Below are 21,236 nucleotides of genomic sequence, written 5' to 3'. Positions count from 1 at the left end.
AACACTTTGACTTGACCAGGAGCACGTCGTGAACCAGCCCCCAGTGTCCATTCACCCCGTGCACGGGCACCCGACGCGGCGCGACCTGCTCAAGCTCGGCGCCTTGGGGCTGCTGGTACCAACCTGGCTAACCGGCTGCAGCGACAGTGACCCGGATTCAGGCCACGGTGGCTCGACGCCAGACTACAGCGCCACCATTGCCGATGCCCGCGTCGCCATCGTAAAGGCCATGTCAGACTCCGGCACACCCTCAGTCTCGGTCGCCCTGATCGAGCGCGACCGGCTTGTCTGGGCCGAAGCGTTCGGCACCATCGACAAAGCCACCAACACCGCAGCCAGCACCGAGACCCTGTTCTGCATCGGTTCATGCAGCAAAATACTGGCTACCCTGGCGGTGATGATGCTGTCCGACCGGGGCCTGGTCAGGCTGGACGAACCGCTGGTGACGTATTTACCCGGGTTCAACATGGCATCGCCTGACTACACCCGTATTACCGTGCGCATGTTGCTCAACCACTCGTCCGGCTTCCCCGGGTTCGATTTCAGGGATGCCATTGGCACGGCACCCCGCACCGATTACGCGGCACAGGTCATGCAGACACTGGCCAAGGCGCGGTTGAAACACGCGCCCGACGAGATGTCGGTGTACTGCAATGATGGTTTCACGCTGGTTGAGCTTCTGGTACAGGCAGTCACAGGCCAGACCTATATACAGTTCGTCACCCAGAACATCCTCCTGCCGCTGGGCATGACGCGCAGCCGCTTCGCCACCGAACCCTTTGCGCCCGGCAGCTTTGCGCCCGGCTACGATGGCGATACGCAACTGCCGCAGGAGTTCCCCAATATCCACGGTTCAGGCGGCCTGTACTCCACACCGGCTGAAATGGCTTCACTGGCCCGCATGCTGTTGAACCAGGGCGTCTTTAACGGCAAGCAACTGCTGTCGACAGCATCCATTGCAGCGATGGCACGCAATCAAACTACCGTCCAGCCGCTGCAACCCGTGGTCGTAACCGATGGTTACGGGCTGGGGTGGGATGGCGTACACCAGGACGGACTGGCCGCAGCAGGCGTCACGGCCTGGCACAAGAATGGTGGCACCTTCGTGTATGGCAGTGACTTCTTTGTGTTGCCTGACGAAGGGCTGGCGCTGATGATCACCGGAACCTCCACCGCCTACCGCCCCGGCATGCTGGCCGAACGTATTCTGCTGCAGGCGCTGGTCGAACGTGGCCGTCTGGCGGCCCTGCCCTGCCCCTGACCGCCACATCCATCCCGGCGGCGAGCGAAAGCAGCGCGGCACCGGTCGCCCCGATGGCCGGTGTGTATGCCGCAGCCGATGCCATCTACCGTCTGCAGACGCGAGCTGATGGCACCGTCGCCATGTCGAACTATGCTGATGGCATCTGGGATGACGATGTCGTCAGCCTGGAAATGCGCGACGACGGCTTTTTCTCAAGCGATGCCGAGCCCCTTGTCAGCTACCGCCCCGTACTGGCGCAAGGCCGGCACTACCTGACCCGGCGTACCCCCGCTGGCATGGGCCATTATCTGCGTGAACTGCCCTGGCTGCAGAAGCTTGATGCCAAAGCCTCCCTGTCGGTAGCCTGGCAAAACCGGCTTGGGCGCCACTGGCTGATTGTCAATGAACCGGCATCATCGTGGCTGATGCAGTATGCCAGCCCTTCCCTTACGCTATCGAACGTTCCGGACTTGCCCGGTTATATCGTGATCAATGCCGACGTCAAAGGCAAAGAAAACCAGATTGCCGACGCCTCGACCAGTGACCATGTTGCCCTGATGTGCCTGAAAATACCCGTTGCCTTCGGCCGTGATCTGGACGATGTGGTGATTATTCCACGTGCGGGCGAAGAGTGGGTGCGTGTGGGCAGCGGCGTGTTTCGTCCGGCAAACTCGGTAGCACCGCTTGCGGCAGATACCTCGGTGCTGTCCATTGGCACCGAGGGCTATGCCGAATGGCGCTCTATTGCCGCCAGTGCCACTGCGCAAACCATCACCCTGTCGGGTGCCACCGTCTGGAAACTCTACGACAGCGAATTCACCCTGCAAGCCGGCGGTGACGGCTCAGACAGGGCGCAACTGCCGGCGCACGATCGCCCGTGCTACCTGCTGGTGTACGGCAACCCGAACGCCGTTATCAGGGTCAGCTTCGAGGTGTAAAGAATGCGGCTGTCCCGCTACCCGCCTGCCGCTCAAATTGCTTCAAAGGCAATGACTTTTGGGTTTTCAGCTGTTTCAGCCGGTTCAGATCAAAATCGACATAATTGATGGAACCGTAGCTGCGCACGTAAAACGTACGTCGATCCAGGTCGGACAAGGCCGTCCATGACGTGTATTCCGAGGTGTACAGGGGCTCGCCTGTAACCGCCGGGGCCGCAATGTTCTCGATGCTTTCTTCAAAACGCTCATCAATCGTGATGCCACGCGGGCGATCAAAATTGTTCATGACATGCGACAGCGTCAAGACCGCCTCGTCAGGCGTCTTGGCTTTTTCTGCAAATTGCGAGTAATACACGGCCCGAACAAAACGACCCACCGAGGTATTCGAGGCCGGCAGCGCCACGGTGGCGATACCCGAATCGGGCTGTTGCAACGTCACCCCGTTCAGCGTGAGCTTCGACTGATCTTTATTGTTCAGGAACGTATAGTTGTTCAGATTGGTCTGGTGCCACTGAAACTCGGGGCCGTTGGTCATGACCCCGATCGGGTTGTCGATGACATGTTGCTTACCCTGCGAAAACTCGATCACGATAGATGCGCCTGCTGCGTCATGCAGGGTGTAGTGAAACGGGGTTTTCAACACGCCCAACGGCAAAAGCGCCGTGACCAGCACGGGTTGCTTGGCCAGCGCAGCCTTGACCTCGGCCACGTTCTTGAAGTTTGACAACGTCCACGCACCCAGATCGATCGCCGACAGCACCGCACGGGTTTTTTCAACCATGTCGCGTGGCCCTTCAGTGCTGGCAAACGCCAGCAGACTGAAGCTCATGCCGGCTTCGTTAATACCCTCAACAACTTTCAGCCCTTTGGTGACAGGGTCAGGCACGGTCACCGAGACGAAAGCATATTTTGACGCGTAATCAAGCTCGGGGTGTGCCTTGACCTGGGAGTCAAATTTTGAACCCACCGGAAAATACGTGACCTCGTACGGCAGCTCCATGGGCAACTCCATCGTACGACCTGCATACGGTGTGCCTCGTTCGTCGGTATAAAGCAACGAAGTGCACGCTTGACTGATGGCGGGCAGTGCCAGCAAACCCGCCAGCGCAGCCGCACCCACTCTTTTCCAATGTTGTTTTCCCTTCTTCATTTCGTACGCCCTTTAGCAAAAATTGATAGTGGCTTCCTGTGTCAGAGCCTCGACACAGCCCACCGTAAGCTTATCGCGATATTCGCCATGCGCTTTTTCCTGACGCCACAACCCGTGTCGTTGATGGCATTTCCTTAAACTTAACGTAACCTTAAGACTCTTTTGTTACATTAAGACCCAAATTGGTAACAACATGCCATTATCATTTGAGGCGCCAAACGGCACTCGTGTGCCCACATTGAAAGGAATCATCATGAAACGCTTGACCCTTGCATCCACCTTGTTTGCGCTGGCCCTGGGCAGCATGCCATCCGTGGCCACCAGCCAGAATGACACAACCAGAGCACCCAAAACAGGGGAACAGGTCTACCAGCAGGCCTGCGTCGCGTGTCACGCCACCGGGGTGGCGTCAGCACCCAAACTGGGAGACAAAACCGCATGGGCCCCACTGATCGAAGAAGGCCAGCATATTTTGACGGCGCACGCGTGGGTTGGGGTCAGGGCCATGCCGGCACAAGGCGGCGCCCCCGACCTGAGCATTGAAGAATTCGCCGATGCCGTCGCCTGGATGGCCAGCGCTTCGGGCGGCGATTGGAAGACGCCGGATGCCGACATGATGAAACGCATCCGCCACGAAGCCGCCGAGCGTCTGGAAAAAGAAATCAAAGAAAAGAAAGCGCTACGCAAAAAACTGGAACACGACCGAGATAGCTGAAACCCGACGAAAACAGCGGGCCATTACCAACCCGCACGAGCACCCGGAAGTGACTGCGCGGCAGACCCAAGCAGCCACTGGCCCGTTGTACCTATCGAATAGCGTTACGGCGCAAGCGCTCCAGCGCCAACTGGTTCAAACGCTCGGCTTCTTGCTGGGCGTACTGACGTTCACCCGATTCATAACGGCCTTTGTGAATACAGCTGCGCGGGTTGTCGTAACACGGGCCTGAGGCAACATTTTCGGGTACCGAAGGCGTACTGCGAAACAGGGACAACGGCGAACTGCTGCCGCAACCCGACAACAGCACAAGAAGCGCGGCCGCAAGGCCGAATTTTCGGTATGTGTAAATAGGCCACCTCCACCTTGTTGAAGCGTTATTATGAGCGCTCTGGCACGTGTCGACAAGCCCGTGCAATCACCACGTCACCCTGCCTGAAAAACCACTTGCATTCCCCATTTGGCCGACGTAGATTGTCAGTCATTGTCACATCTTACCTAAAACCATAACAACCGGGCGATCCGCTACCCACTGCGCCGCCCTACCCAAAAGGGGAACACACCATGTCAACCGCGGTCGGCACCACCACGTATCAAGGTAACGACAAGTTACTTTTTGGCATCATCATGGGCGTCATCGCCTTTTGGCTGTTTGCCCAAACCACACTGAACATTGCCCCGGACATGAGCCGGGAGCTGGGTATCTCGGCAAACACCATGAATATCGCCGTTGCGATCACGGCGCTGTTCTCGGGCATTTTCATTGTGGTGATGGGAGGGCTGGCCGACCGGATGGGCCGCATGAAAATCGTGCGCCTGGGCTTTTACCTGAATATCGCCGGCTCATTACTGGTGGGGCTGACCCCCGCCGGCGACTTTGGCACCGTTGTGCTATTGAGCGGCCGGGCCCTGCAGGGCTTGTCTGCCGCCTGCATCATGCCGGCCAGTCTGGCCGTGGTCAAAGCTTACTGGGATGGCGCGGGCCGCCAGCGCGCCATCAGTATGTGGTCGATCGGGTCCTGGGGGGTTCGGGGCTCTGCTCGCTGTTCGGTGGGCTGATGAGCGAAAACTTCGGTTGGCGCTCTATTTTTTCGTCTCGATTGCGGTCTGCCTGCTGGGCTTGTGGATGATGCGCGGCACGCCCGAAACCAAGGCTGAATCCCACGGGGATTACAAGTTCGACCTACCCGGCGTACTCAGTTTCATGATTGCCATGATCGCCATCCAGGTGGTCGTCACACAAGGCAACCGTCTGGGCTGGGGCAGCCCACTGGTGCTGGGCCTGATCGCGGTCACCGTCATCGTCGGTGCCGCATTCTTGCGCATCGAATCTCGCTCGCCCAATGCCTTTTTCGATTTCAGCCTGTTCAAGAATGCCACCTATACCGGCGCGACAATTTCCAATTTTTTGCTGAACGGCGTTGCCGGGACGCTGATTGTGTCGCTGCAATTGGTGCAGCTCGGGGGCAACATGACCGCCCAGGCCGCCGGCATGCTGACCCTGGGCTATGCCATCGCCATCATTGCCTTTATCCGTGTCGGTGAAAAACTGTTGCGCCTGTATGGTGCCCGCAAACCGATGATCTGGGGCTGCCTGATCACCGGCCTTGCCATCGTGCTGCTGTCACCCGCCAACATGCTGCTGGACGACTACAAGATTTCCGCCATTATCGGTTACACCCTGTTCGGGGTTGGCCTGGCGTTCTATGCCACACCGTCCACCGATGCCGCCCTGTCCAATCTTCCTGCTGAACAGGCCGGTGCCGGGTCTGGCATCTACAAAATGGCGTCCTCGTTAGGGGCGGCGTTTGGCGTGGCCATTTCCGCGACTATCTTTACCGCCTTCAGTGCAAACAATGAAAGCATCACCTGGCTCGAAGGGGTCATCACGTTTGCCGGCCGCCAGGACAACCTGGCTGTCCGCGAGGCCGCCATCCTGGCCCTGGGCTTCAATGTCCTGATGATTGTCGTGGCCATTGCTTCGATCATGCTCACGATTCCGAAAGGGAAAAAAGCCTGACCTTACCCTTTACCCGTCGCGCCGGGTGACATTCGTGGTGGCCCTGATCGCATCACTCACGACTCACCCGGCCCAATCACACGGGCCTGCAGCAAAATGCCGCCCGCCCGCGCCACCACTAAGGACGCCATAAGATGAACGCATCGACTGCCCTGGAACTGAAACGTATTGAACAGCACTTTCATTATCTGCACGAAAACCCTGCCGTCGCCTTCGAAGAACACCTGGCGGCCGATTACATCGCCGGCCAGTTGCGGGGATGGGGCTATGAGGTCGAAACCGGCATCGGCAAAACCGGCGTTGTCGGACGCCTTAAGGTGGGTGACGGTGCGGCCAGCATCGGCCTGCGTGCCGACACTGACGCCCTGCCCGTCGAAGAAACCGTCGATCTGCCCTATAAAAGCAAAATCCCCGGCAAATCACATACCTGCGGGCATGACGCCCACACGTCCATGTTGCTGGGCGCGGCCGAGTACCTGGCAAAAACCCGGAACTTCAACGGCACACTGAATCTGGTGTTTCAGCCTGCTGAAGAAATCATGGCGGGCGCACCGGCCATGATTGCAGACGGCCTGTTTGAACGCTACCCAATGGACGTGATGTTTGGCATGCACAACATGCCCGGCCTGCCGGTCAATACCCTGCACTTCACCGGCGGGCCAATCATGGCGGCTGTCGACAATTGGGAAATCGTCCTGACCGGCGTCGGCAGCCACGGGTCGATGCCGGAAAAAGGGGTTGACCCGCTGGTGGCCGGAGCCGCCCTGGTCATGTCACTGCAAACCATCGTGTCGCGCAATGTCGCACCCATGGACGCGGCCGTGGTCAGTGTAGGCGCCTTCATTTCCGGTGATGCGGGGAACGTGATTCCGCAAAATGCCACCCTTCGCCTTAGCGTACGCACCCGTCTGGCCGAAACCCGCACGCTGGTGCTGAACAAGATCAGATCTATTACCAAAGCCACGGCCGAAGCCTACAATGTGGGTTTCGAGTTCCGGGAAGGCCCACCCGGGGCGATTCTGGTGAATGACCCGTCGCACACTGAAACCTGCTGCGCGATTGCCCGGAAAACATTTGGCGACAACAAGGTCTTCATGCCCGGCCCCACCTTCATGGGCAGCGAAGACTTTGCGTTTTATGCCCAGAAAGTACCCGCAGTTTATTGCTTCATCGGCAACGGCGACACACCCAACGTACACCACCCGATGTACGTGTTTGATAAAAGCAACCTTCCGGTTGGCGCAGCCTACTGGGTCGCCGTCGCAGAACACTACCTTAAATAACCGAAACAACACTGGAAAACTTTGGCCTACCTCACCATGAATACATCAGGAAACAAAGGAATGATCGCCGCCGGTTTACTCTTGGCGGCCGGACTGGTCTGGGGCGGCTGGCAGGTCGGCCAGGGGCTTGAGCGCTTTCGTACCGGCGAACGCACGGTTACCGTCAAGGGGTTGGCCGAAATGAATGCCCCGGCCGACTATGCGTCATGGTCGCTGACGTTCCGCCGCGCCGGCGACGTCTTCAATGAGGTCCAGCAAACGCTGTCGACGGATCGCGACAAGGTGCTGGTATTTCTGCGTGGCCTGGGGTTCAGCGCCGACGAAATTGAAGTGCGTCCGCTGCAAGTGCAAGATGTATTTGCGCGTGAGTATGTCTCACCTGACCAGCCCTTTCGCTACACCGGCCAGGGCCAGGTCATCGTCAAATCCAGCCGGGTTGATGCCGTGGCCAATGCCGCCCTGGCCATCGACCCGTTGATCCAGCAAGGGCTGGTGGTTGAAGTGGGCAGCGGCCCGCAGTATCAGTTGCGGGCATTCAATGAAGCCAAGGCACCGCTGCTGGCCGAGGCCACCCGCAATGCGCAAGAACAGGCTACCCGTTTTGCCGGTGACGCTGGTGCCAGTCTGGGCCGACTGCAAAAAGCGAACCAGGGCGTGATCCAGATTTTTGGCGAAAGCGCCGACTTCGACGACAGTTCGTCACGTATCAAGCGGCTGCGCGTGGTCAGCACGTTCGAGTATCAGCTGGATTAAATTCACATGATCCGGTCGGGCGCATTCTGCAGGCAATTTCAGGGCTCATCATTGGCGCCTGACCCATGCCCGGAAGACGCCCCGCCAGTGGCATTGGCGTCTTTTCGCAGCACGGCCAGCAGTTCGGCCTGGTAACGTCGTTGATCGGTAATGGCGGTATTCAGAATACCGTGCAGGCGCTCGTAATCTTCGACCATGTGTTCGTTCATGCCGGTGTCTTCAAAGTCATCCAGCAATTTCAGGGTGTCGGTAATGACAGACTGAAGTTCGTTAATCAGGCGGCGGTAGTCGGGGGCTTCAAGGTTCATCCGGACGGTTCCGCATCCAGTCGGCGGTATTCATGAAGGCGTCATGCAGTGGCGCCCGCAGTTCTGGCGGCACGTTCTGGTCGGCCATGGCCTGGTCCATGCAGGCAACCCACTGGTCCCGTTCGGGAATGCCGATGGAAAACGGCAAATGGCGCGCACGCAACATGGGGTGTCCGACGTTTTCAACGTAGTAGGCCGGCCCGCCCAGCCAGCCACACAAAAACCAGAACAGGCGCTGGCGGGCGTTGTCAAGACTGGGGCCATGGGTGGCACGCAGCCGGGTGTAACCCGGCTCAAGATCCATCAGGTCGTAGAAGCGATCGACCAGTTCACGGACACGATCTTCACCGCCGATAAGGTCGAATGCGGTAACGGGGTTATCGGTGGATGACACGAAGGGGGCTCCTGATGAAGGGTGGCAGTGAGGAGCTATTATGCCCCGGGATCGGGTTTGCAGGTTACGTATGACTGGTAAAGGCTGTGGTGCTGGGGGTGTGGTTACGATGAATGGAGTAGTTGAGCGGGGATGGGGTTAGTCACAGGTTTTGCAGAGCCTGTGCGGGGTATGGGTTACTGTCTGTGCAGAGCCGGTGCGGGGAGTATGGGCCTGCGGGCACGGGCACGGCCCCTGCGGGGCTTCCCGCTGTCGGGTACCGCCGCGAGGCGGGCGCTGAACTCGCGGATCGACCCGCCCCCGGCGGCTCGAAAACGCCCGCTCGAACACCGCGCCCTTGCCTCCTCGCGCCGGCACCCGTCAGCGGCGTGCCCAAGCCCTTCGGCCCACACCCCCGCACCGGCTTGGGAAGGGTGTTGGTGATAGCGGAAAGGGTAAGAGCATAATGTAAAACGATGGGCTCAGGATTCAAACACGTCGTGCAGAGATTGGGCATGCACAAACCGCACGACCCAGTGCTGCAGCACGGCGGTGTCGGCGTGTTGCAGACGCTGGTTGACCCAGTCGGGCAGATCTCCGAATTTATGTTGCAGTTGGGCGTGAAGCATGCCGGCAATTCCGGTGTGAGCACCTTGTTCAATACCTTGTTCAATACCTTGTTCAATACCTTGCTGAATACCCTGCGCCAAACCGGCCTGCAGTCCTTTTTGCATGCCGATTTCTTCGGCGGCCTGGCGTTCGCGACGCAGGCGCACGCGTTGAAAGCTGTTGAGTCGTTCCATGGTGTGTTCATCCTCAATGTGCTGGGCGGCGTTGTAAAAGGCGTCTTCCAGCGGTTCGGGCAAGGTCAATAACGCATCAATGACCAGCATCAGCTGAAACCACTGATTAACGCTATAACCCCAGTATTTCAATAGTTTAGCCAATTCCAGCTTGCTGACCAAGCGGGCTTGGTCGGGTCGGGTGGCGGTTGCTGCGTACAATGGTTCCAATGCAGGTTTGCAAATGACGATCCTCGAAGCTGACACGATCACCTTTACAAAAATCATCGCGACCCGCCCGCTTTACCTTGAGCTCGGGTTCGGGTGCGTGAGACGTTGCCCCTTCAGGAAGCTCGACGCCAGGCGCTGCCCAATCGACAAAGCGCACTTCAAGCCCCAGGCGCAACGCAAGTCGCGCCTGCATAATGCGCGATGGGTCGGACATCAGGCGCTCAATAATGTTTGCAAGATGAAAAAGCCTTTCCAGGCAAGCGCCTTGAAATAAGGGGCATCACTCACTAAAATCTGACTAGTCTAGTCAGATCAGGAGTTCCCAATGCAAACTTGGCAGATGCAAGAAGCGAAGGCGCGAATGTCGGAAGTGGTCAAGCGCGCACAAGACCAACCCCAAGACATCACCCTGCATGGAAAATCGGTGGCCGTCGTGATTTCGCGCGAGACCTTTGATCGCTTGTCGCAGTCACAAGGCTCGCTGGTTGATTTCATGCGGCGCTCGCCGCTCTATGAAGCGAACGACATTGCATTTGAGCGCGACCGCAGCCTGACCCGGGAGGTGGCTTTTTGAGCTACCTGATCGACACCAACGTGCTGTCTGAATTGCGCCGCAAGGCACCCGACCCCGGCGTTGTCGCCTGGTTCTCGCAGCGACCAGCGTCCACCCTGCACCTGTCAGTGCTGACGTTGGGTGAAATCCGCAAAGACGTTGAAGGCGTCAGCGATGAAGCGCGCCGCCAGACATTACTTGATTGGCTGGAGACGGACTTGCCAACCTTCTTTACCGGCCGTGTGCTGCCGGTCGATGCCGCCGTGGCTGATCGCTGGGGACGTTTGGTCGCCACAGCGGGTCGGCCTCTCCCCGCCATCGATAGCTTGCTGGCCGCCACCGCACTGGAACACGATCTGGTATTGGTCACACGCAACGCCAAGGATTTCGCAGGTCTGCCCATCGATATCTTCAACCCTTGGTCAAACTGATCACACGTAGTTCGAAAAAATCGCCATGCGCAACGGTGCGAATGGATCAAAGGGTCATGGTTGAGTGGGTCGTGCTTGAATGTTCGGGTTGCTGGATGGGCTGTGCGGGGATGTGATGTTGTCGCCTGTTGTTGCCACTTAAAACGTCACGGTTCACGCAGAGCCGGTGCAGGGGATATGGGCCTGCGGGCACGGGCACGGCCCCTGCGGGGCTTCCCCCGCACCGGCTTGGGAAGGGTGTTGGTGATAGCGGAAGGGGTGAGCGCATAATGTGAGACGATGGGCTCAGGAGTCAAACACGTCGTGCAGGGATTTGGCATGGATAATTCGGACAACCCAGTGCTGCAGTACGGGGGTGTCGGCGTGCTGCAGACGCTGATTCACCCAGTCAGGCAAGTCACCGAATTTTTGCTGCAATAGCATGTGGAGCGTTTCGGCAATTCCGGCCTGGGCGCCTTGTTCAATACCCTTCGCCAAACCAGCCTGCAGTCCTTTTTGCATGCCGATTTCTTCGGCGGCCTGGCGTTCGCGACGCAGGCGCACGCGTTGAAAGCTGTTGAGTCGTTCCATGGTGTGTTCATCCTCGATGTGCTGGGCAGCGTCATAGAAGGCGTCTTCCAGCGGTTCGGGCAAGGTCAGCAGGGTATCAATGACCAGCATCAGCTGAAACCGCTTGTCGACGCTATAGCTCCAATATTTCAATAGTTTAGCCAATTCCAGCTTGCTGACCAAGCGGGTCTGGTCGGGTCGGGTGGCACGGCAGGCCAGTTGGGCCAGAACGACGACGGCAAAGGGGTTGGTGGGTGCTATTGAATGCAACTCATGCTGCCGCGTTTCCCATGCCGCGAGGTTGACGACGGGAAACCGGAAGACGTGCTCGCCACCCAAAACGGGTACGCGAAACGTTTCAACCTCCGGCCCGCGTTTGCGATCCAGCAGGATGGCACAGGGGAAGTGGGTATAGCCGGGGTAGGCTTCAAACAACCGGTGATGGTAGCGCAGCATGCGCAGGGCCAGGGTTTTACCGGCACGGCGGGTTTGGACTTCGATATGAATCAACAACAAGGCATCGTGGCCCTGGTTAAGCCGTACCTTGGCCAGTTGGTCGACATACCGCACATCGGGCTGAATGACTTTTTGCAGACGGCGCAATTCGGTAGCCAGAAATTCCGGGGAATCGTCCAGTTGATCTGGTCATGGATTGCCGGCCAGAACAAACGCAGGCAGTCGGGCAGCCACCAACGCAAAGCGTCTTTCCAGGCGCGGTCGAAGTCGGGACGCTCGGCGGTGGCGGCCTCTGAAACAATCCTGGATGCGTCATGAAGGCCAGAATTGGCATCTTCAGCCGACCCAGATCGGTCTTCCGCTGGGTCCGTTGCGTCGGGTACAGGCTCGGCCAGCCTGTAGCCCGAAACCCTTGTGCATGTTTCCAGTCGTCGCCACAGATTCATGGTTGCCCCTTCGATGGCTGCCGGGTTGGCAGCGCGTGGGGTTACTGTATCGGGGTGGGTACCCAGCGGCTATTCGCAATGATGCGAATGGATCAAAGGGTCATGGTTTAACAATACGACCAAAACATGGTTTGACAAGACGACCAAAATTCAGTCGATCAAAGATCAACAACATGACGCAACAGCCCAAAAGAAACTCGCCAGCCCCGGCCGTCATCGGCCTCGATGCTGGCCGTTTTCTGGTTGATGCGTACAATGGTTCCAATACAGGTTTGCAAATGACGATCCTCGAAGCTGACGCGATCACCTTTACAAAAATCATCGCGACCCGGCCGCTTTACCTTGAGCTCGGGTTCGGGTGCGTGGGGCGTTGCCCCTTCAGGAAGCTCAACAGCCGCATAAGGCAACATCCAGACTTGCCCTGTTGACATGTCTTTGATGCCCACCTGCTTGTCTTTCATGACAACGACCGTTCCCCGACGAAACTGAAGTTCAACACCTGGTGCTGCCCAGTCGACAAAGCGCACTTCAAGCCCCAGGCGCAACGCAAGTCGAGCCTGCATGAGGCGCGATGGGTCGGACATCAGGCGCTCAATAATGTTTGTAAGATGATAAAGCTGAATGGAACTTGCCCGATTCAGGGCATCAAGCATTGCGTGGTACATCGTGTTTATGATTCTTTTAAATCGTTCATTTGGCCATAGAATACGCGGCTACCTTCACAAGGTCTGGCGGCTGGCCGGGTGTTCAACCCGAATGATGGCGGCTACCAGGTTGTGCATGGCGGTCAGCGTTTCGTCAGTGTACTGGTTCTGTGCGATCAGTAAATATTTCAACTGTGGCAGATAGTGTGCCACCAAACCCGGGGCTTTGGGAATGAGGTCGGCGATGTAGGTGGGGGCTTCCTGAAGCGGCAAACGGCTATAAGTCAGGAAGTCAGTGTAGGCAAGGGACCGATGTGCAGCTATTCGCAACGATGCGAATGGATCAAAGGGTCATGGTGGGATGGGTCGTGCAGGAACGTATCAGGTTGCGGGGCGGATCGTGTGGAGAAATTAAATACCACGGGTGGTGAAAATTGAAATACCGTTGACAGGAACGGCAGGTTTTCGTTTGTTGTGTGGCCACTCAGCAATTCAATACGTCACAGTCTGCGCACCGCCGGTGCAGGGGTATGGGCCTTCGGGCACGGGCACGGGCACGGCCCCTGCGGGGCTTCCCGCTGTCGGGTACCGCCGCGAGGCGGGCGCTGAACTCGCGGATCGAGCCGCCCCCGGCGGCTCGAAAACGCCCACTCGAACACCGCGCCCTTGCCTCCTCGCGCCGGCACCCGCCAGCGGCGTGCCCAAGCCCTTCGGCCCATACCCCCTGCACCGGCTTGGGAAGGGTGTTGGTGACAGAGGAAGGGGTGGGTTCATATGCAAAACGATAGGTTCAGGAGTCAAACACGTCGTGCAGAGATTGGGCATGCACAAACCGCACGACCCAGTGCTGCAGCACGGCGGTATCGGCGTGCTGCAGACGCTGGTTGACCCAGTCGGGCAGATCTCCGAATTTTTGTTGCAGTTGGGCGTGAAGCATGCCGGCAATTCCGGTGTGAGCACCTTGTTCAATACCTTGTTCAATACCTTGTTCAATACCTTGTTCAATACCTTGCTGAATACCCTGCGCCAAACCGGCCTGCAGTCCTTTTTGCATGCCGATTTCTTCGGCGGCCTGGCGTTCACGGCGCAGGCGTACGCGTTGAAAGCTGTTGAGTCGTTCCATGGTGTGTTCATCCTCGATATGCTGGGCGGCGTCATAAAAGGCGTTTTCCAGCGGTTCGGGCAAGGTCAATAACGCATCAATGACCAGCATCAGCTGAAACCGCTGATTAACGCTATAGCCCCAGTATTTCAATAGTTTAGCCAATTCCAGCTTGCTGACCAAGCGGGTCTGGTCGGGCTGGGTGGCGCGACAGGCCAGTTGGGCCAGAACGACGACGGCAAAGGGGTTGGTGGGTGCTATTGAATGCAACTCATGCTGCCGCGTTTCCCATGCCGCGAGGTTGACGACGGGAAACCGGAAGACGTGCTCGCCACCCAAAACGGGTACGCGAAACGTTTCAACCTCCGGCCCGCGTTTGCGATCCAGCAGGATGGCACAGGGGAAGTGGGTATAGCCAGGGTAGGCTTCAAACAGCCGGTGATGGTAGCGCAGCATGCGCAGGGCCAGGGTTTTACCGGCACGGCGGGTTTGGACTTCGATGTGAATCAATAACAAGGCATCGTGGCCTTGGTCAAGCCGTACCTTGGCCAGTTGGTCGACATACCGCACATCGGGCTGGATGGCTTTTTGCAGACGGCGCAGTTCGGTGGCCAGAAACTCCGGGTGAATCGTCCAGTTGATCTGGTCATGGATTGCCGGCCAGAACAAACGCAGGCAGTCGGGCAGCCACCAACGCAAAGCGTCTTTCCAGGCGCGGTCGAAGTCGGGGCGCTCGGCGGTTGCCGCCGCTGAAACAATCCTGGAGGCGCTGTCAACCTGCATCCTGATTCTCGGCCTGTATGCCCTGGCTGGCCCGGCAGCCGCCAATACGCCGCCATTCTTCACTCACACCGCAGAACACCACACCCCACAGAGCACCCCCAGCCCACACCAAGCCTGGAACCTCACCACCGAGGAATGGCAGCGGGTGGAAAAACTGCTGGCTTATCAACGAGCCTATGACGCCGCTTGGCAGCAGCAGTTTCCCGGCTTGCCGGTGCTGCTGGATGAAAACCAGACTCACGACAGCCTATCCGCCACGCTGCGCGGTCTGAACCCGGCGCAGGCCAGCATAGGCAACCCACAAACGAATCGCCTGTTACGCAGCCAGACCGCATCACCATCCCGCTTGGCCGTGTTCGTGGAAGAAAACTGCCCGGCCTGCGAAACCACCATTCAGAAGCTGCAAGCTGAAGGCCAAACCTTCGACCTCTACATGGTCGGCAGCCAGTCAGAAAACGACCGTATCCGCGCCTGGGCCAGACAATCGGGCATCCAGCCCGACAAGGTACGCGCAGGCCACATCACCCTGAATCACGACAGCGGCCGCTGGCAGGCGCTGGGGCTATCCGGCGGCTTGCCCGCCATCGTGCGCGAGGTCAACGGCACATGGCGACGGCAATGACCATCATCCGGCCAATACGGGCGAACAGGCCGAATCCACTCGCCTTCATCAAGTTCATTAACTGCATACCCGAGCCAGCGCGTACGATTGCGAGCCTCACCATCAAGTCCGTCAACCATACATTTAACCCGGTGCGCATGGTTGCGGGCATCCTCATCAGTCTGGCCTTCAGCCCAACAACGGTACAAGCCCACACCACGCCGCCACCAGCCTATCAACTGGCCGCACAACAGGCGGGCGTACCCGTCACCGTGCTATATGCCATCGCCTTGCAAGAAAGCGGCATGACCCTGCATGGGCGCCGCGTTCCCTGGCCGTGGTCGCTGAATGTGGCGGGGCAGACCCAACGCTTTCCCAACCGCATCGCCGCCTGCACCGCCGTCAAGCAAGCACTTCAGCAGGTCAAGCCAACCCAGGTCGATGTCGGGCTGGCACAGATCAACCTGGGCTATCAAAACCCCTGCGAACTGCTGAACCCTTACCGCAACCTGCGTATCGCCGCACAAATCCTGCTTGAACAGCACCAGCCGGGGCAAGACTGGCTGACCACCGCTGGCCGCTACCACCGCCCGGCAGGCGGCGAACCCGCCGCCCGTTATCGGGCAGGAGTCAGCCAGCATCTGGAACGCCTGCAAGCCGTTGCCAGCCAGAGCGCCACAACGCAGGCCGTGCAACCAGCCACACCCGCTACGGCGCATCCCCAGGCAACGCAGCCGCCCGCAACAGCCCCATCAAATCCAATGCCTCCGGGCAGCACCGCCACCAGCGCCGACGCCACCACCGTCAGAACTAACACCCGCCTGATCGTCGTAGAAGACCGGGGCGGTGCATCAGCACTCCCGTACTACCAATCCCTGAACCTGCCACCCCAGCCCGGCAGCGGCACCGGAACCAGCACCGGCACCACCCCCAGCAATGACCCGCCCGCCATGTCCCAACAACCAATCGAAGTCCTGTTACGTCCAGCGGTGGAGCTATACACCGTGGCGCTGTGCGCCGCCACCGCTACGCTATGTCTGGCAGCACCCTGGGCGCTGGCGCTGACTCCCGCCGCCGGGCTGGCCTGCGGCCTGGGGCTTATCCTGCTGGCCGCGCAACGCCTGCGCCAAGCCTGGCGGGTACTGCGCTACCGCCACAATATCCGCCGCCTGCCGCACTACAGCATGACCAGCCGCCGCATTCCGGTCAGCCGCCACCACCTGTTCCTGGGCAAGGGCTTTCTGTGGGATCAACGCCATACCCACCGGCTGATGCAGACCTACCGCCCCGAGTTCCGCGCATACGTAGACCCAACCCCCGTATACCAATGGACACGGCGCTTAGAAACCAAACTGGAATTCGCCCCGCGCCCCTGCAAAAACTGTCCCAACTCACCCGCTGGGATTCCCCCTGAACCCGGCCCGCCCATTGCCACCCGTGGGCGGACTACCGCGCCTGCACGGCATTGAACCCGATGAAACCGACGCCACGCTGCCGCTGGGCGAGCGTGTCGGCCACACCCTGGTGCTGGGTACTACCCGAGTCGGCAAAACCCGCCTGGCCCGATATTTCCGCCCGCTACAACGCGGTGGGGCGCTTTGGCCGCAGCTATTTCGACAAAATCGTCGCCAGCCTGCTGCCGCTGCTGGAAAAACTGACCACCGGAAAAATCGCCCAATTGCTGGCCCCCAGCTACAGCGAACTGAACGACCCGCGCCCCATCTTCGACTGGATGCAGATCGTGCGCCAACGCGCCGTGGTTTACGTAGGGCTGGATGCGCTATCCGACACCGAAGTCGCCAGCGCCGTGGGCAATGCCATGTTCAGCGACCTGGTATCGGTCGCCGGGCATATTTACAAATTCGGCATAGACGACGGCCTGCCGCCCAGCGCCGACCCCGCCGCTAAAGTCCCCATTAACCTGCATGCCGACGAATTCAACGAACTGATGGGCGATGAGTTCATTCCCCTGGTGAACAAGGGCGGCGGCGCAGGCATACAGGTTACGGCCTACACACAAACCCTGTCCGACATCGAAGCCCGTATCGGCAACCGTGCCAAAGCGGGTCAGGTGGTGGGCAACTTCAACAACCTTTTCATGCTGCGTGTGCGTGAAACCGCCACGGCAGAACTGCTGACCCAGCAACTGCCCAAGGTCGAGGTCTACGCCAGCAGCCAGATCAGCACCGCTGCCGACAGTTCCAACCTGGACAGCGGCACCGATTTCAGTTCCACCACCCAGGAACGGGTCACCGCCACCAGTGTTCCCATGATTGAACCGGCGCATATCGTCAGCCTGCCCAAAGGCCAGTGCTTTGCCCTGGTGGAAGGCGGCAAGCTGTGGAAGATACGCATGCCGCTACCGGAACCCGACCCGGATGAAGCCATGCCCGCCAACCTGCAGGCCATGGCAAAAGACATGCGCCTGAACCACACCACCGAACCTGACTGGTGGCAGGACACCAGCCAGCCCGACGCCCCATGAGCAACCAACCCGCCACCCAGGCATCACCCCCACGCCGCCCTGGGCTGATCGCCCGCCTGCTGCTGTCGCCCCTGCACCTGTTCGGCCTGCTATGCGGCGCATTGCTGCTGGCCCTGACCCTGCAGGGAATAGGCATGATGCTGTTCTGGCCTGAACATAGCTGGCGTCATGCTGACACTCTGGCCCAGCAGGAACTGGCCCGTATTCCAACGGCGTTCCCGCGCAGCCTAGTATTTCCCGACCCGGCCCATACCGCCCAGCGCCTGGACGACACCCTGCAATACTGGCTGCTCCAGCGCAGCGGCCTGCACACACGGCTCACCAAAAAAACCGCCGATATACACAAACCACCAACCGATATACACAACCCAGCAGCACGCTTATATACACAGCACGGCTTCAAACAGCACCTGAACCAAGCCCGCCACTGGCTCACCAACGCGACGCTGGCCGCTGCCCACGCTGCCAGAGTTTTTGCTTTGCGCCTGTTCGCGCTGTCCCTGTGCCTGCCGTTGTTCCTGGCCACCGCCATGCTGGGCCTGGTAGACGGCCTGGTGCGCCGCGACCAGCGCCGTTTTGGGGCGGGGCAGGAATCCGGTTTTATCTACCACCGCGCCAAAGCCAGCCTGGGGCCGCTGCTTGTATGGCCCTGGCTGCTCTGGCTGGCCTTGCCTGTCAGCCTGCCAACCCTTGCATTCATGCTGCCTGCCGCCGTTCTGCAGGGCATTGCACTCAGCCTGACCGCCAGCCGATTCAAGAAATCCTTGTAGCTGCCGCTAAGTAGAGTGATAAGACCAGCTTAGAGCCAACCAGCCGGCGAACTGTAACAAAGAAGAAGTATTTCGTAGCCAACCTAAACCTCTACGAATATTTGCCGTAAACGGGCATGTACAGGAAATATAGGGCCTGCCCAACACCTAAGTGCGGGGCCAGGATTCCACCCAAAAGGGCTTTCCTGGTCAACCGGCAGTAACAAGCCGCTGCCTTTTCCCTACAGGAGCATTCCAAAATGTCCGTAATCAACACCAATTATCTTGCCCTGGTCTCGCAGAACAACCTGACCAAGTCGCAAGGTGCTTTGGGCAACGCCATCGAGCGTCTGTCTTCCGGTCTGCGCATCAACAGCGCCAAAGACGACGCTGCTGGTCAGGCTATCGCCAACCGCTTCACCGCCAACATCAAGGGTCTGACTCAGGCCACTCGCAACGCCAACGACGGCATCTCCATCGCTCAGACCACCGAAGGTGCGCTGAACGAAATCAACAATAACCTGCAGCGCGTTCGCGAACTGTCGGTGCAAGCCGCTAATGGCTCGAACTCGGGTTCCGATCTGCGTTCCATCCAGGCTGAAATCAACCAACGACTGGAAGAAATCGACCGCGTGTCGGAACAAACCCAGTTCAACGGCGTGCGTGTGCTGTCTAAGGATAACGACCTGTCTATTCAGGTTGGCGCACACGACAAAGAAACCATCGAAATCGGTCTCAAGCAAATCGATAGCGGCAAGCTGGGCCTCAGCACCTATAGCATCGCAGGCCCGCAGGGTACGTTGGTGGCAGTGGCTGATAAGCACGTTTCGCATATCAAGGACGACAATGGTGCTTCGGTACTAGCAGCAAACGTGTCGGCAACCACTATCAGCATTGATGGTGCAGCAACAAGCGTGACATTGAAGGCTGACGACAATGGAACACTATTCGCTGTTGTTGCTAAGAACGACGTACCCGCCAGCGTTGGCGCGACTGCTGACATGTATTTCGCTGTAGAAGCCAGCGATTTCACGGTCACGACTGCCACACCTTCAACCGCTGCCCTGAAAACAACACTTTCAATAAATGCAGAAGAACTCTCGTACGCAGGCACGAGCGGTGCATTGGCAAAGCTCGACACTGCCTTGTCGCAGGTTGACCAGCTTCGCGGTGAGCTCGGTGCGGTGCAGAACCGTTTCCAATCCACTATCGCCAACCTAAGCAATACGGTCACCAACCTGTCTGCCGCCCGTTCGCGTATTGAAGACGCTGACTACGCCGTCGAAGTCTCCAACATGACGCGCGCTCAGATTCTGCAACAGGCAGGCACCTCGGTTCTGGCTCAAGCCAACCAGGTTCCCCAGACTGTGCTGTCGCTGCTGCGCTAATCAGCGTTTTGAGCATCAGGCGGTGGTTGCTGCCTGATGCCAGCAGATGACTAAAGAGTTCAGGTCTGTTGTCGTTAATACAGACAACAGGCCGATTTTTATAGGAGCATGAACACCATGTCCGTCATAAATACCAACTATCTTGCTCTGGTTTCGCAAAACAACCTGACCAAGTCGCAAGGGGCTCTGGGCAGCGCTATCGAACGCCTGTCTTCCGGCCTGCGTATCAACAGCGCCAAAGACGACGCTGCGGGTCAGGCTATTGCCAACCGCTTCACCGCCAACATCAAGGGTCTGACCCAGGCTACCCGTAACGCCAACGATGGTATCTCCATCGCTCAGACCACCGAAGGCGCGTTGAATGAAATCAACAACAACCTGCAGCGTATCCGTGAACTGACGGTACAGGCAGCCAACGATTCCAATTCCGACCCTGACCTGGGCTCTATCCAAGCTGAAATTCAGCAGCGTCTGGACGAAATCGACCGTGTGTCGGAACAGACCCAGTTCAACGGCGTACGTGTGCTTTCCAAAGACACCGACCTGACCATTCAGGTCGGCGCCCATGACAACGAAACCATTGATATCGGCTTGAAGCAGATTGATAGTGGTAAGTTGAACCTGGGTACTTTCAGCGTGCGCACCACTATTCTGGATGCAAGTTTAGTAGCTCATGGTCTGAAAGATGGCCAAGCTACCCCTGTGGCTGTCGCTGATGCGAAGGTCTCTGTTCAGATCGGTGGGGAAAGCATTGCCGGGTACACCGGCGCCAACGTTAAGGCTGATGGCGATGGCAATCTTTACGTCCAACATAGCGGTGATTGGTACCACGCGTCGGCCAAGGTCGTGGACGGCAATCCGGCAGACTTTCCCAATCCAGGTGATCCTGCTGTCGCTCCCACTGCCGTAGTCACCCTTGGCGAAAAAGCAACGAATATTGTTGATAATGCCGATGACGTGGTTACCAAGACCGAGAACCCCTTGGCCGCTCTTGATGCCGCGCTGTCGCAGGTTGACCAGCTTCGTGGCGAGCTGGGTGCGGTGCAGAACCGTTTCCAGTCCACTATCGCCAACCTGAACAACACGGTCACCAACCTGTCTGCCGCCCGTTCGCGTATTGAAGACGCCGACTACGCCGTCGAAGTCTCCAACATGACACGTGCGCAGATTCTGCAACAGGCGGGCACCTCGGTTCTGGCACAAGCCAACCAGGTTCCCCAGACCGTGCTGTCGCTGCTGCGTTAATTCACACC

The 21,236-nt window shown here is 58.7% G+C and carries 23 protein-coding genes and 2 pseudogenes; 15 read left to right on the top strand and 10 right to left on the bottom strand.

From position 1 onward, the window contains the following. The first annotated feature begins 28 nt into the window (after window positions 1-28). Together N7E01_RS15230 and N7E01_RS15225 are read left to right on the top strand one after the other, a co-directional pair. On the top strand, window positions 29-1,261 hold the full coding sequence (locus N7E01_RS15230) for a serine hydrolase domain-containing protein (protein ID WP_289173490.1): 1,233 nt from the start codon (window positions 29-31) through the stop codon (window positions 1,259-1,261). Window positions 1,262-1,314: 53 nt separating this feature from the next. Continuing rightward, window positions 1,315-2,181 carry a hypothetical protein gene (locus N7E01_RS15225; protein WP_289173489.1) on the top strand — a complete coding sequence of 289 codons (867 nt, stop codon included), beginning with the start codon at window positions 1,315-1,317 and terminating at the stop codon, window positions 2,179-2,181. Here the strand turns inward: N7E01_RS15225 and N7E01_RS15220 are convergent. Continuing rightward, window positions 2,165-3,331: a linear amide C-N hydrolase gene (locus N7E01_RS15220; RefSeq protein ID WP_289173488.1), complete on the bottom strand. Its 1,167-nt coding sequence runs from the start codon at window positions 3,329-3,331 to the stop codon at window positions 2,165-2,167. The two genes, N7E01_RS15225 and N7E01_RS15220, sit on opposite strands and share 17 nt — an antisense overlap. Window positions 3,332-3,584: 253 nt before the next feature. Here N7E01_RS15220 and N7E01_RS15215 point away from each other — a divergent pair, with 253 nt between their 5' ends. Further along, window positions 3,585-4,046, top strand: a complete 462-nt coding sequence (locus N7E01_RS15215; protein ID WP_289173487.1) for a c-type cytochrome — start codon at window positions 3,585-3,587, stop codon at window positions 4,044-4,046. Between the two features lie 91 nt (window positions 4,047-4,137). On the opposite strand, the gene N7E01_RS15210 is transcribed toward N7E01_RS15215, so the two are convergent. After that, window positions 4,138-4,323, bottom strand: coding sequence for a hypothetical protein (locus tag N7E01_RS15210; protein ID WP_289173486.1), 186 nt, complete (start codon window positions 4,321-4,323; stop codon window positions 4,138-4,140). 287 nt (window positions 4,324-4,610) lie between these two features. On the opposite strand from N7E01_RS15210, the gene N7E01_RS15205 reads away from it, so the two are divergent. The 4 genes from N7E01_RS15205 to N7E01_RS15190 all read left to right on the top strand — a co-directional run bounded on the left by N7E01_RS15205 (window position 4,611) and on the right by N7E01_RS15190 (window position 8,102). Continuing rightward, window positions 4,611-5,105, top strand: a complete 495-nt coding sequence (locus tag N7E01_RS15205; RefSeq protein ID WP_289173485.1) for an MFS transporter — start codon at window positions 4,611-4,613, stop codon at window positions 5,103-5,105. Window positions 5,106-5,121: 16 nt separating this feature from the next. Next, window positions 5,122-6,066 carry an MFS transporter gene (locus N7E01_RS15200; protein ID WP_289173484.1) on the top strand — a complete coding sequence of 315 codons (945 nt, stop codon included), beginning with the start codon at window positions 5,122-5,124 and terminating at the stop codon, window positions 6,064-6,066. Window positions 6,067-6,200: 134 nt separating this feature from the next. Further along, the gene (locus N7E01_RS15195) at window positions 6,201-7,349 is read left to right on the top strand and encodes a M20 aminoacylase family protein (RefSeq protein WP_289173483.1); all 1,149 of its coding nucleotides are present in this window, start codon (window positions 6,201-6,203) and stop codon (window positions 7,347-7,349) included. Window positions 7,350-7,385: 36 nt separating this feature from the next. Continuing rightward, entirely contained in the window at window positions 7,386-8,102 is a 717-nt protein-coding gene (locus N7E01_RS15190) for an SIMPL domain-containing protein (RefSeq protein WP_289173482.1), read from the top strand. 38 nt (window positions 8,103-8,140) lie between these two features. Here N7E01_RS15190 and N7E01_RS15185 read toward each other — a convergent pair whose 3' ends face one another. The 4 genes from N7E01_RS15185 to N7E01_RS15170 form a co-directional block, all read right to left on the bottom strand. After that, complete coding sequence (locus tag N7E01_RS15185) at window positions 8,141-8,410, bottom strand: hypothetical protein (protein WP_289173481.1); 270 nt, start codon at window positions 8,408-8,410, stop codon at window positions 8,141-8,143. Further along, complete coding sequence (locus N7E01_RS15180; RefSeq protein WP_289173480.1) at window positions 8,400-8,804, bottom strand: group II truncated hemoglobin; 405 nt, start codon at window positions 8,802-8,804, stop codon at window positions 8,400-8,402. The genes N7E01_RS15185 and N7E01_RS15180 overlap by 11 nt, the downstream gene beginning before the upstream one ends. 461 nt (window positions 8,805-9,265) lie before the next feature. Then, window positions 9,266-9,730 carry a FliH/SctL family protein gene (locus tag N7E01_RS15175; RefSeq protein WP_289173479.1) on the bottom strand — a complete coding sequence of 155 codons (465 nt, stop codon included), beginning with the start codon at window positions 9,728-9,730 and terminating at the stop codon, window positions 9,266-9,268. Then, a complete protein-coding gene (locus tag N7E01_RS15170) occupies window positions 9,723-10,010 on the bottom strand; it encodes a hypothetical protein (RefSeq protein ID WP_289173478.1) in 288 nt (95 codons plus the stop codon). Before N7E01_RS15170 ends, N7E01_RS15175 begins: the two co-directional genes overlap by 8 nt. Before the next feature lie 111 nt (window positions 10,011-10,121). On the opposite strand from N7E01_RS15170, the gene N7E01_RS15165 reads away from it, so the two are divergent. Both N7E01_RS15165 and N7E01_RS15160 read left to right on the top strand, forming a co-directional pair. After that, window positions 10,122-10,370 carry a type II toxin-antitoxin system Phd/YefM family antitoxin gene (locus tag N7E01_RS15165; protein ID WP_289173477.1) on the top strand — a complete coding sequence of 83 codons (249 nt, stop codon included), beginning with the start codon at window positions 10,122-10,124 and terminating at the stop codon, window positions 10,368-10,370. Beyond that, window positions 10,367-10,780, top strand: coding sequence for a type II toxin-antitoxin system VapC family toxin (locus N7E01_RS15160; protein ID WP_289173476.1), 414 nt, complete (start codon window positions 10,367-10,369; stop codon window positions 10,778-10,780). Before N7E01_RS15165 ends, N7E01_RS15160 begins: the two co-directional genes overlap by 4 nt. A 285-nt stretch (window positions 10,781-11,065) precedes the next feature. On the opposite strand, the gene N7E01_RS15155 is transcribed toward N7E01_RS15160, so the two are convergent. From N7E01_RS15155 to N7E01_RS15140, 4 genes are all read right to left on the bottom strand, one after another. Then, the gene (locus tag N7E01_RS15155) at window positions 11,066-11,932 is read right to left on the bottom strand and encodes an RpnC/YadD family protein (RefSeq protein ID WP_289173475.1); all 867 of its coding nucleotides are present in this window, start codon (window positions 11,930-11,932) and stop codon (window positions 11,066-11,068) included. A gap of 457 nt (window positions 11,933-12,389) precedes the next feature. Then, entirely contained in the window at window positions 12,390-12,815 is a 426-nt protein-coding gene (locus tag N7E01_RS15150) for a hypothetical protein (protein WP_289173474.1), read from the bottom strand. 135 nt (window positions 12,816-12,950) lie between these two features. Beyond that, a complete protein-coding gene (locus N7E01_RS15145; protein WP_289173473.1) occupies window positions 12,951-13,205 on the bottom strand; it encodes a hypothetical protein in 255 nt (84 codons plus the stop codon). 460 nt (window positions 13,206-13,665) lie between these two features. After that, window positions 13,666-14,760, bottom strand: a complete 1,095-nt coding sequence (locus N7E01_RS15140; protein ID WP_289173472.1) for an RpnC/YadD family protein — start codon at window positions 14,758-14,760, stop codon at window positions 13,666-13,668. 145 nt (window positions 14,761-14,905) lie between these two features. On the opposite strand from N7E01_RS15140, the gene N7E01_RS15135 reads away from it, so the two are divergent. From N7E01_RS15135 to N7E01_RS15110, 6 genes and pseudogenes are all read left to right on the top strand, one after another. After that, window positions 14,906-15,382, top strand: coding sequence for a TIGR03759 family integrating conjugative element protein (locus N7E01_RS15135; protein ID WP_289173471.1), 477 nt, complete (start codon window positions 14,906-14,908; stop codon window positions 15,380-15,382). A gap of 137 nt (window positions 15,383-15,519) precedes the next feature. Continuing rightward, window positions 15,520-16,068 (top strand): annotated as a pseudogene (locus tag N7E01_RS15130) (lysozyme family protein); the annotation flags it as partial. A 405-nt stretch (window positions 16,069-16,473) separates the two neighbouring features. Further along, window positions 16,474-17,846 (top strand): annotated as a pseudogene (gene traD, locus N7E01_RS15125) (conjugative transfer system coupling protein TraD); the annotation flags it as partial. Beyond that, on the top strand, window positions 17,843-18,616 hold the full coding sequence (locus N7E01_RS15120) for a TIGR03747 family integrating conjugative element membrane protein (protein ID WP_289173470.1): 774 nt from the start codon (window positions 17,843-17,845) through the stop codon (window positions 18,614-18,616). The pseudogene traD and the gene N7E01_RS15120, both read left to right, overlap by 4 nt. Window positions 18,617-18,855: 239 nt before the next feature. Next, window positions 18,856-19,983 carry a FliC/FljB family flagellin gene (locus N7E01_RS15115; protein ID WP_289173469.1) on the top strand — a complete coding sequence of 376 codons (1,128 nt, stop codon included), beginning with the start codon at window positions 18,856-18,858 and terminating at the stop codon, window positions 19,981-19,983. Window positions 19,984-20,100: 117 nt separating this feature from the next. After that, window positions 20,101-21,228 (top strand): FliC/FljB family flagellin, encoded by a 1,128-nt coding sequence (locus N7E01_RS15110; protein ID WP_289173468.1) that lies wholly within the window; start codon window positions 20,101-20,103, stop codon window positions 21,226-21,228. The last annotated feature ends 8 nt before the right edge of the window (window positions 21,229-21,236 follow it).

It is taken from the genome of Neopusillimonas aromaticivorans, from assembly GCF_030344915.1.
In the GTDB taxonomy this organism is placed as follows: Bacteria; Pseudomonadota; Gammaproteobacteria; order Burkholderiales; family Burkholderiaceae_B; genus Neopusillimonas; species Neopusillimonas aromaticivorans.
Note: the sequence above shows the minus strand (reverse complement) of the source record. Positions and strands in the feature narration are given on the sequence as shown.

Excerpts from the sequence above, each read along its gene's own strand:
- N7E01_RS15225 (WP_289173489.1), top strand. The coding sequence starts at position 1,315 with ATGGCCGGTGTGTATGCCGCAGCCGATGCCATCTACCGTCTGCAGACG.
- N7E01_RS15220 (WP_289173488.1), bottom strand. The coding sequence starts at position 3,331 with ATGAAGAAGGGAAAACAACATTGGAAAAGAGTGGGTGCGGCTGCGCTG.
- N7E01_RS15215 (WP_289173487.1), top strand. The coding sequence starts at position 3,585 with ATGAAACGCTTGACCCTTGCATCCACCTTGTTTGCGCTGGCCCTGGGC.
- N7E01_RS15205 (WP_289173485.1), top strand. The coding sequence starts at position 4,611 with ATGTCAACCGCGGTCGGCACCACCACGTATCAAGGTAACGACAAGTTA.
- N7E01_RS15195 (WP_289173483.1), top strand. The coding sequence starts at position 6,201 with ATGAACGCATCGACTGCCCTGGAACTGAAACGTATTGAACAGCACTTT.
- N7E01_RS15190 (WP_289173482.1), top strand. The coding sequence starts at position 7,386 with ATGAATACATCAGGAAACAAAGGAATGATCGCCGCCGGTTTACTCTTG.
- N7E01_RS15185 (WP_289173481.1), bottom strand. The coding sequence starts at position 8,410 with ATGAACCTTGAAGCCCCCGACTACCGCCGCCTGATTAACGAACTTCAG.
- N7E01_RS15170 (WP_289173478.1), bottom strand. The coding sequence starts at position 10,010 with ATGTCCGACCCATCGCGCATTATGCAGGCGCGACTTGCGTTGCGCCTG.
- N7E01_RS15165 (WP_289173477.1), top strand. The coding sequence starts at position 10,122 with ATGCAAACTTGGCAGATGCAAGAAGCGAAGGCGCGAATGTCGGAAGTG.
- N7E01_RS15150 (WP_289173474.1), bottom strand. The coding sequence starts at position 12,815 with ATGTCCGACCCATCGCGCCTCATGCAGGCTCGACTTGCGTTGCGCCTG.
- N7E01_RS15140 (WP_289173472.1), bottom strand. The coding sequence starts at position 14,760 with ATGCAGGTTGACAGCGCCTCCAGGATTGTTTCAGCGGCGGCAACCGCC.
- N7E01_RS15120 (WP_289173470.1), top strand. The coding sequence starts at position 17,843 with ATGAGCAACCAACCCGCCACCCAGGCATCACCCCCACGCCGCCCTGGG.
- N7E01_RS15115 (WP_289173469.1), top strand. The coding sequence starts at position 18,856 with ATGTCCGTAATCAACACCAATTATCTTGCCCTGGTCTCGCAGAACAAC.
- N7E01_RS15110 (WP_289173468.1), top strand. The coding sequence starts at position 20,101 with ATGTCCGTCATAAATACCAACTATCTTGCTCTGGTTTCGCAAAACAAC.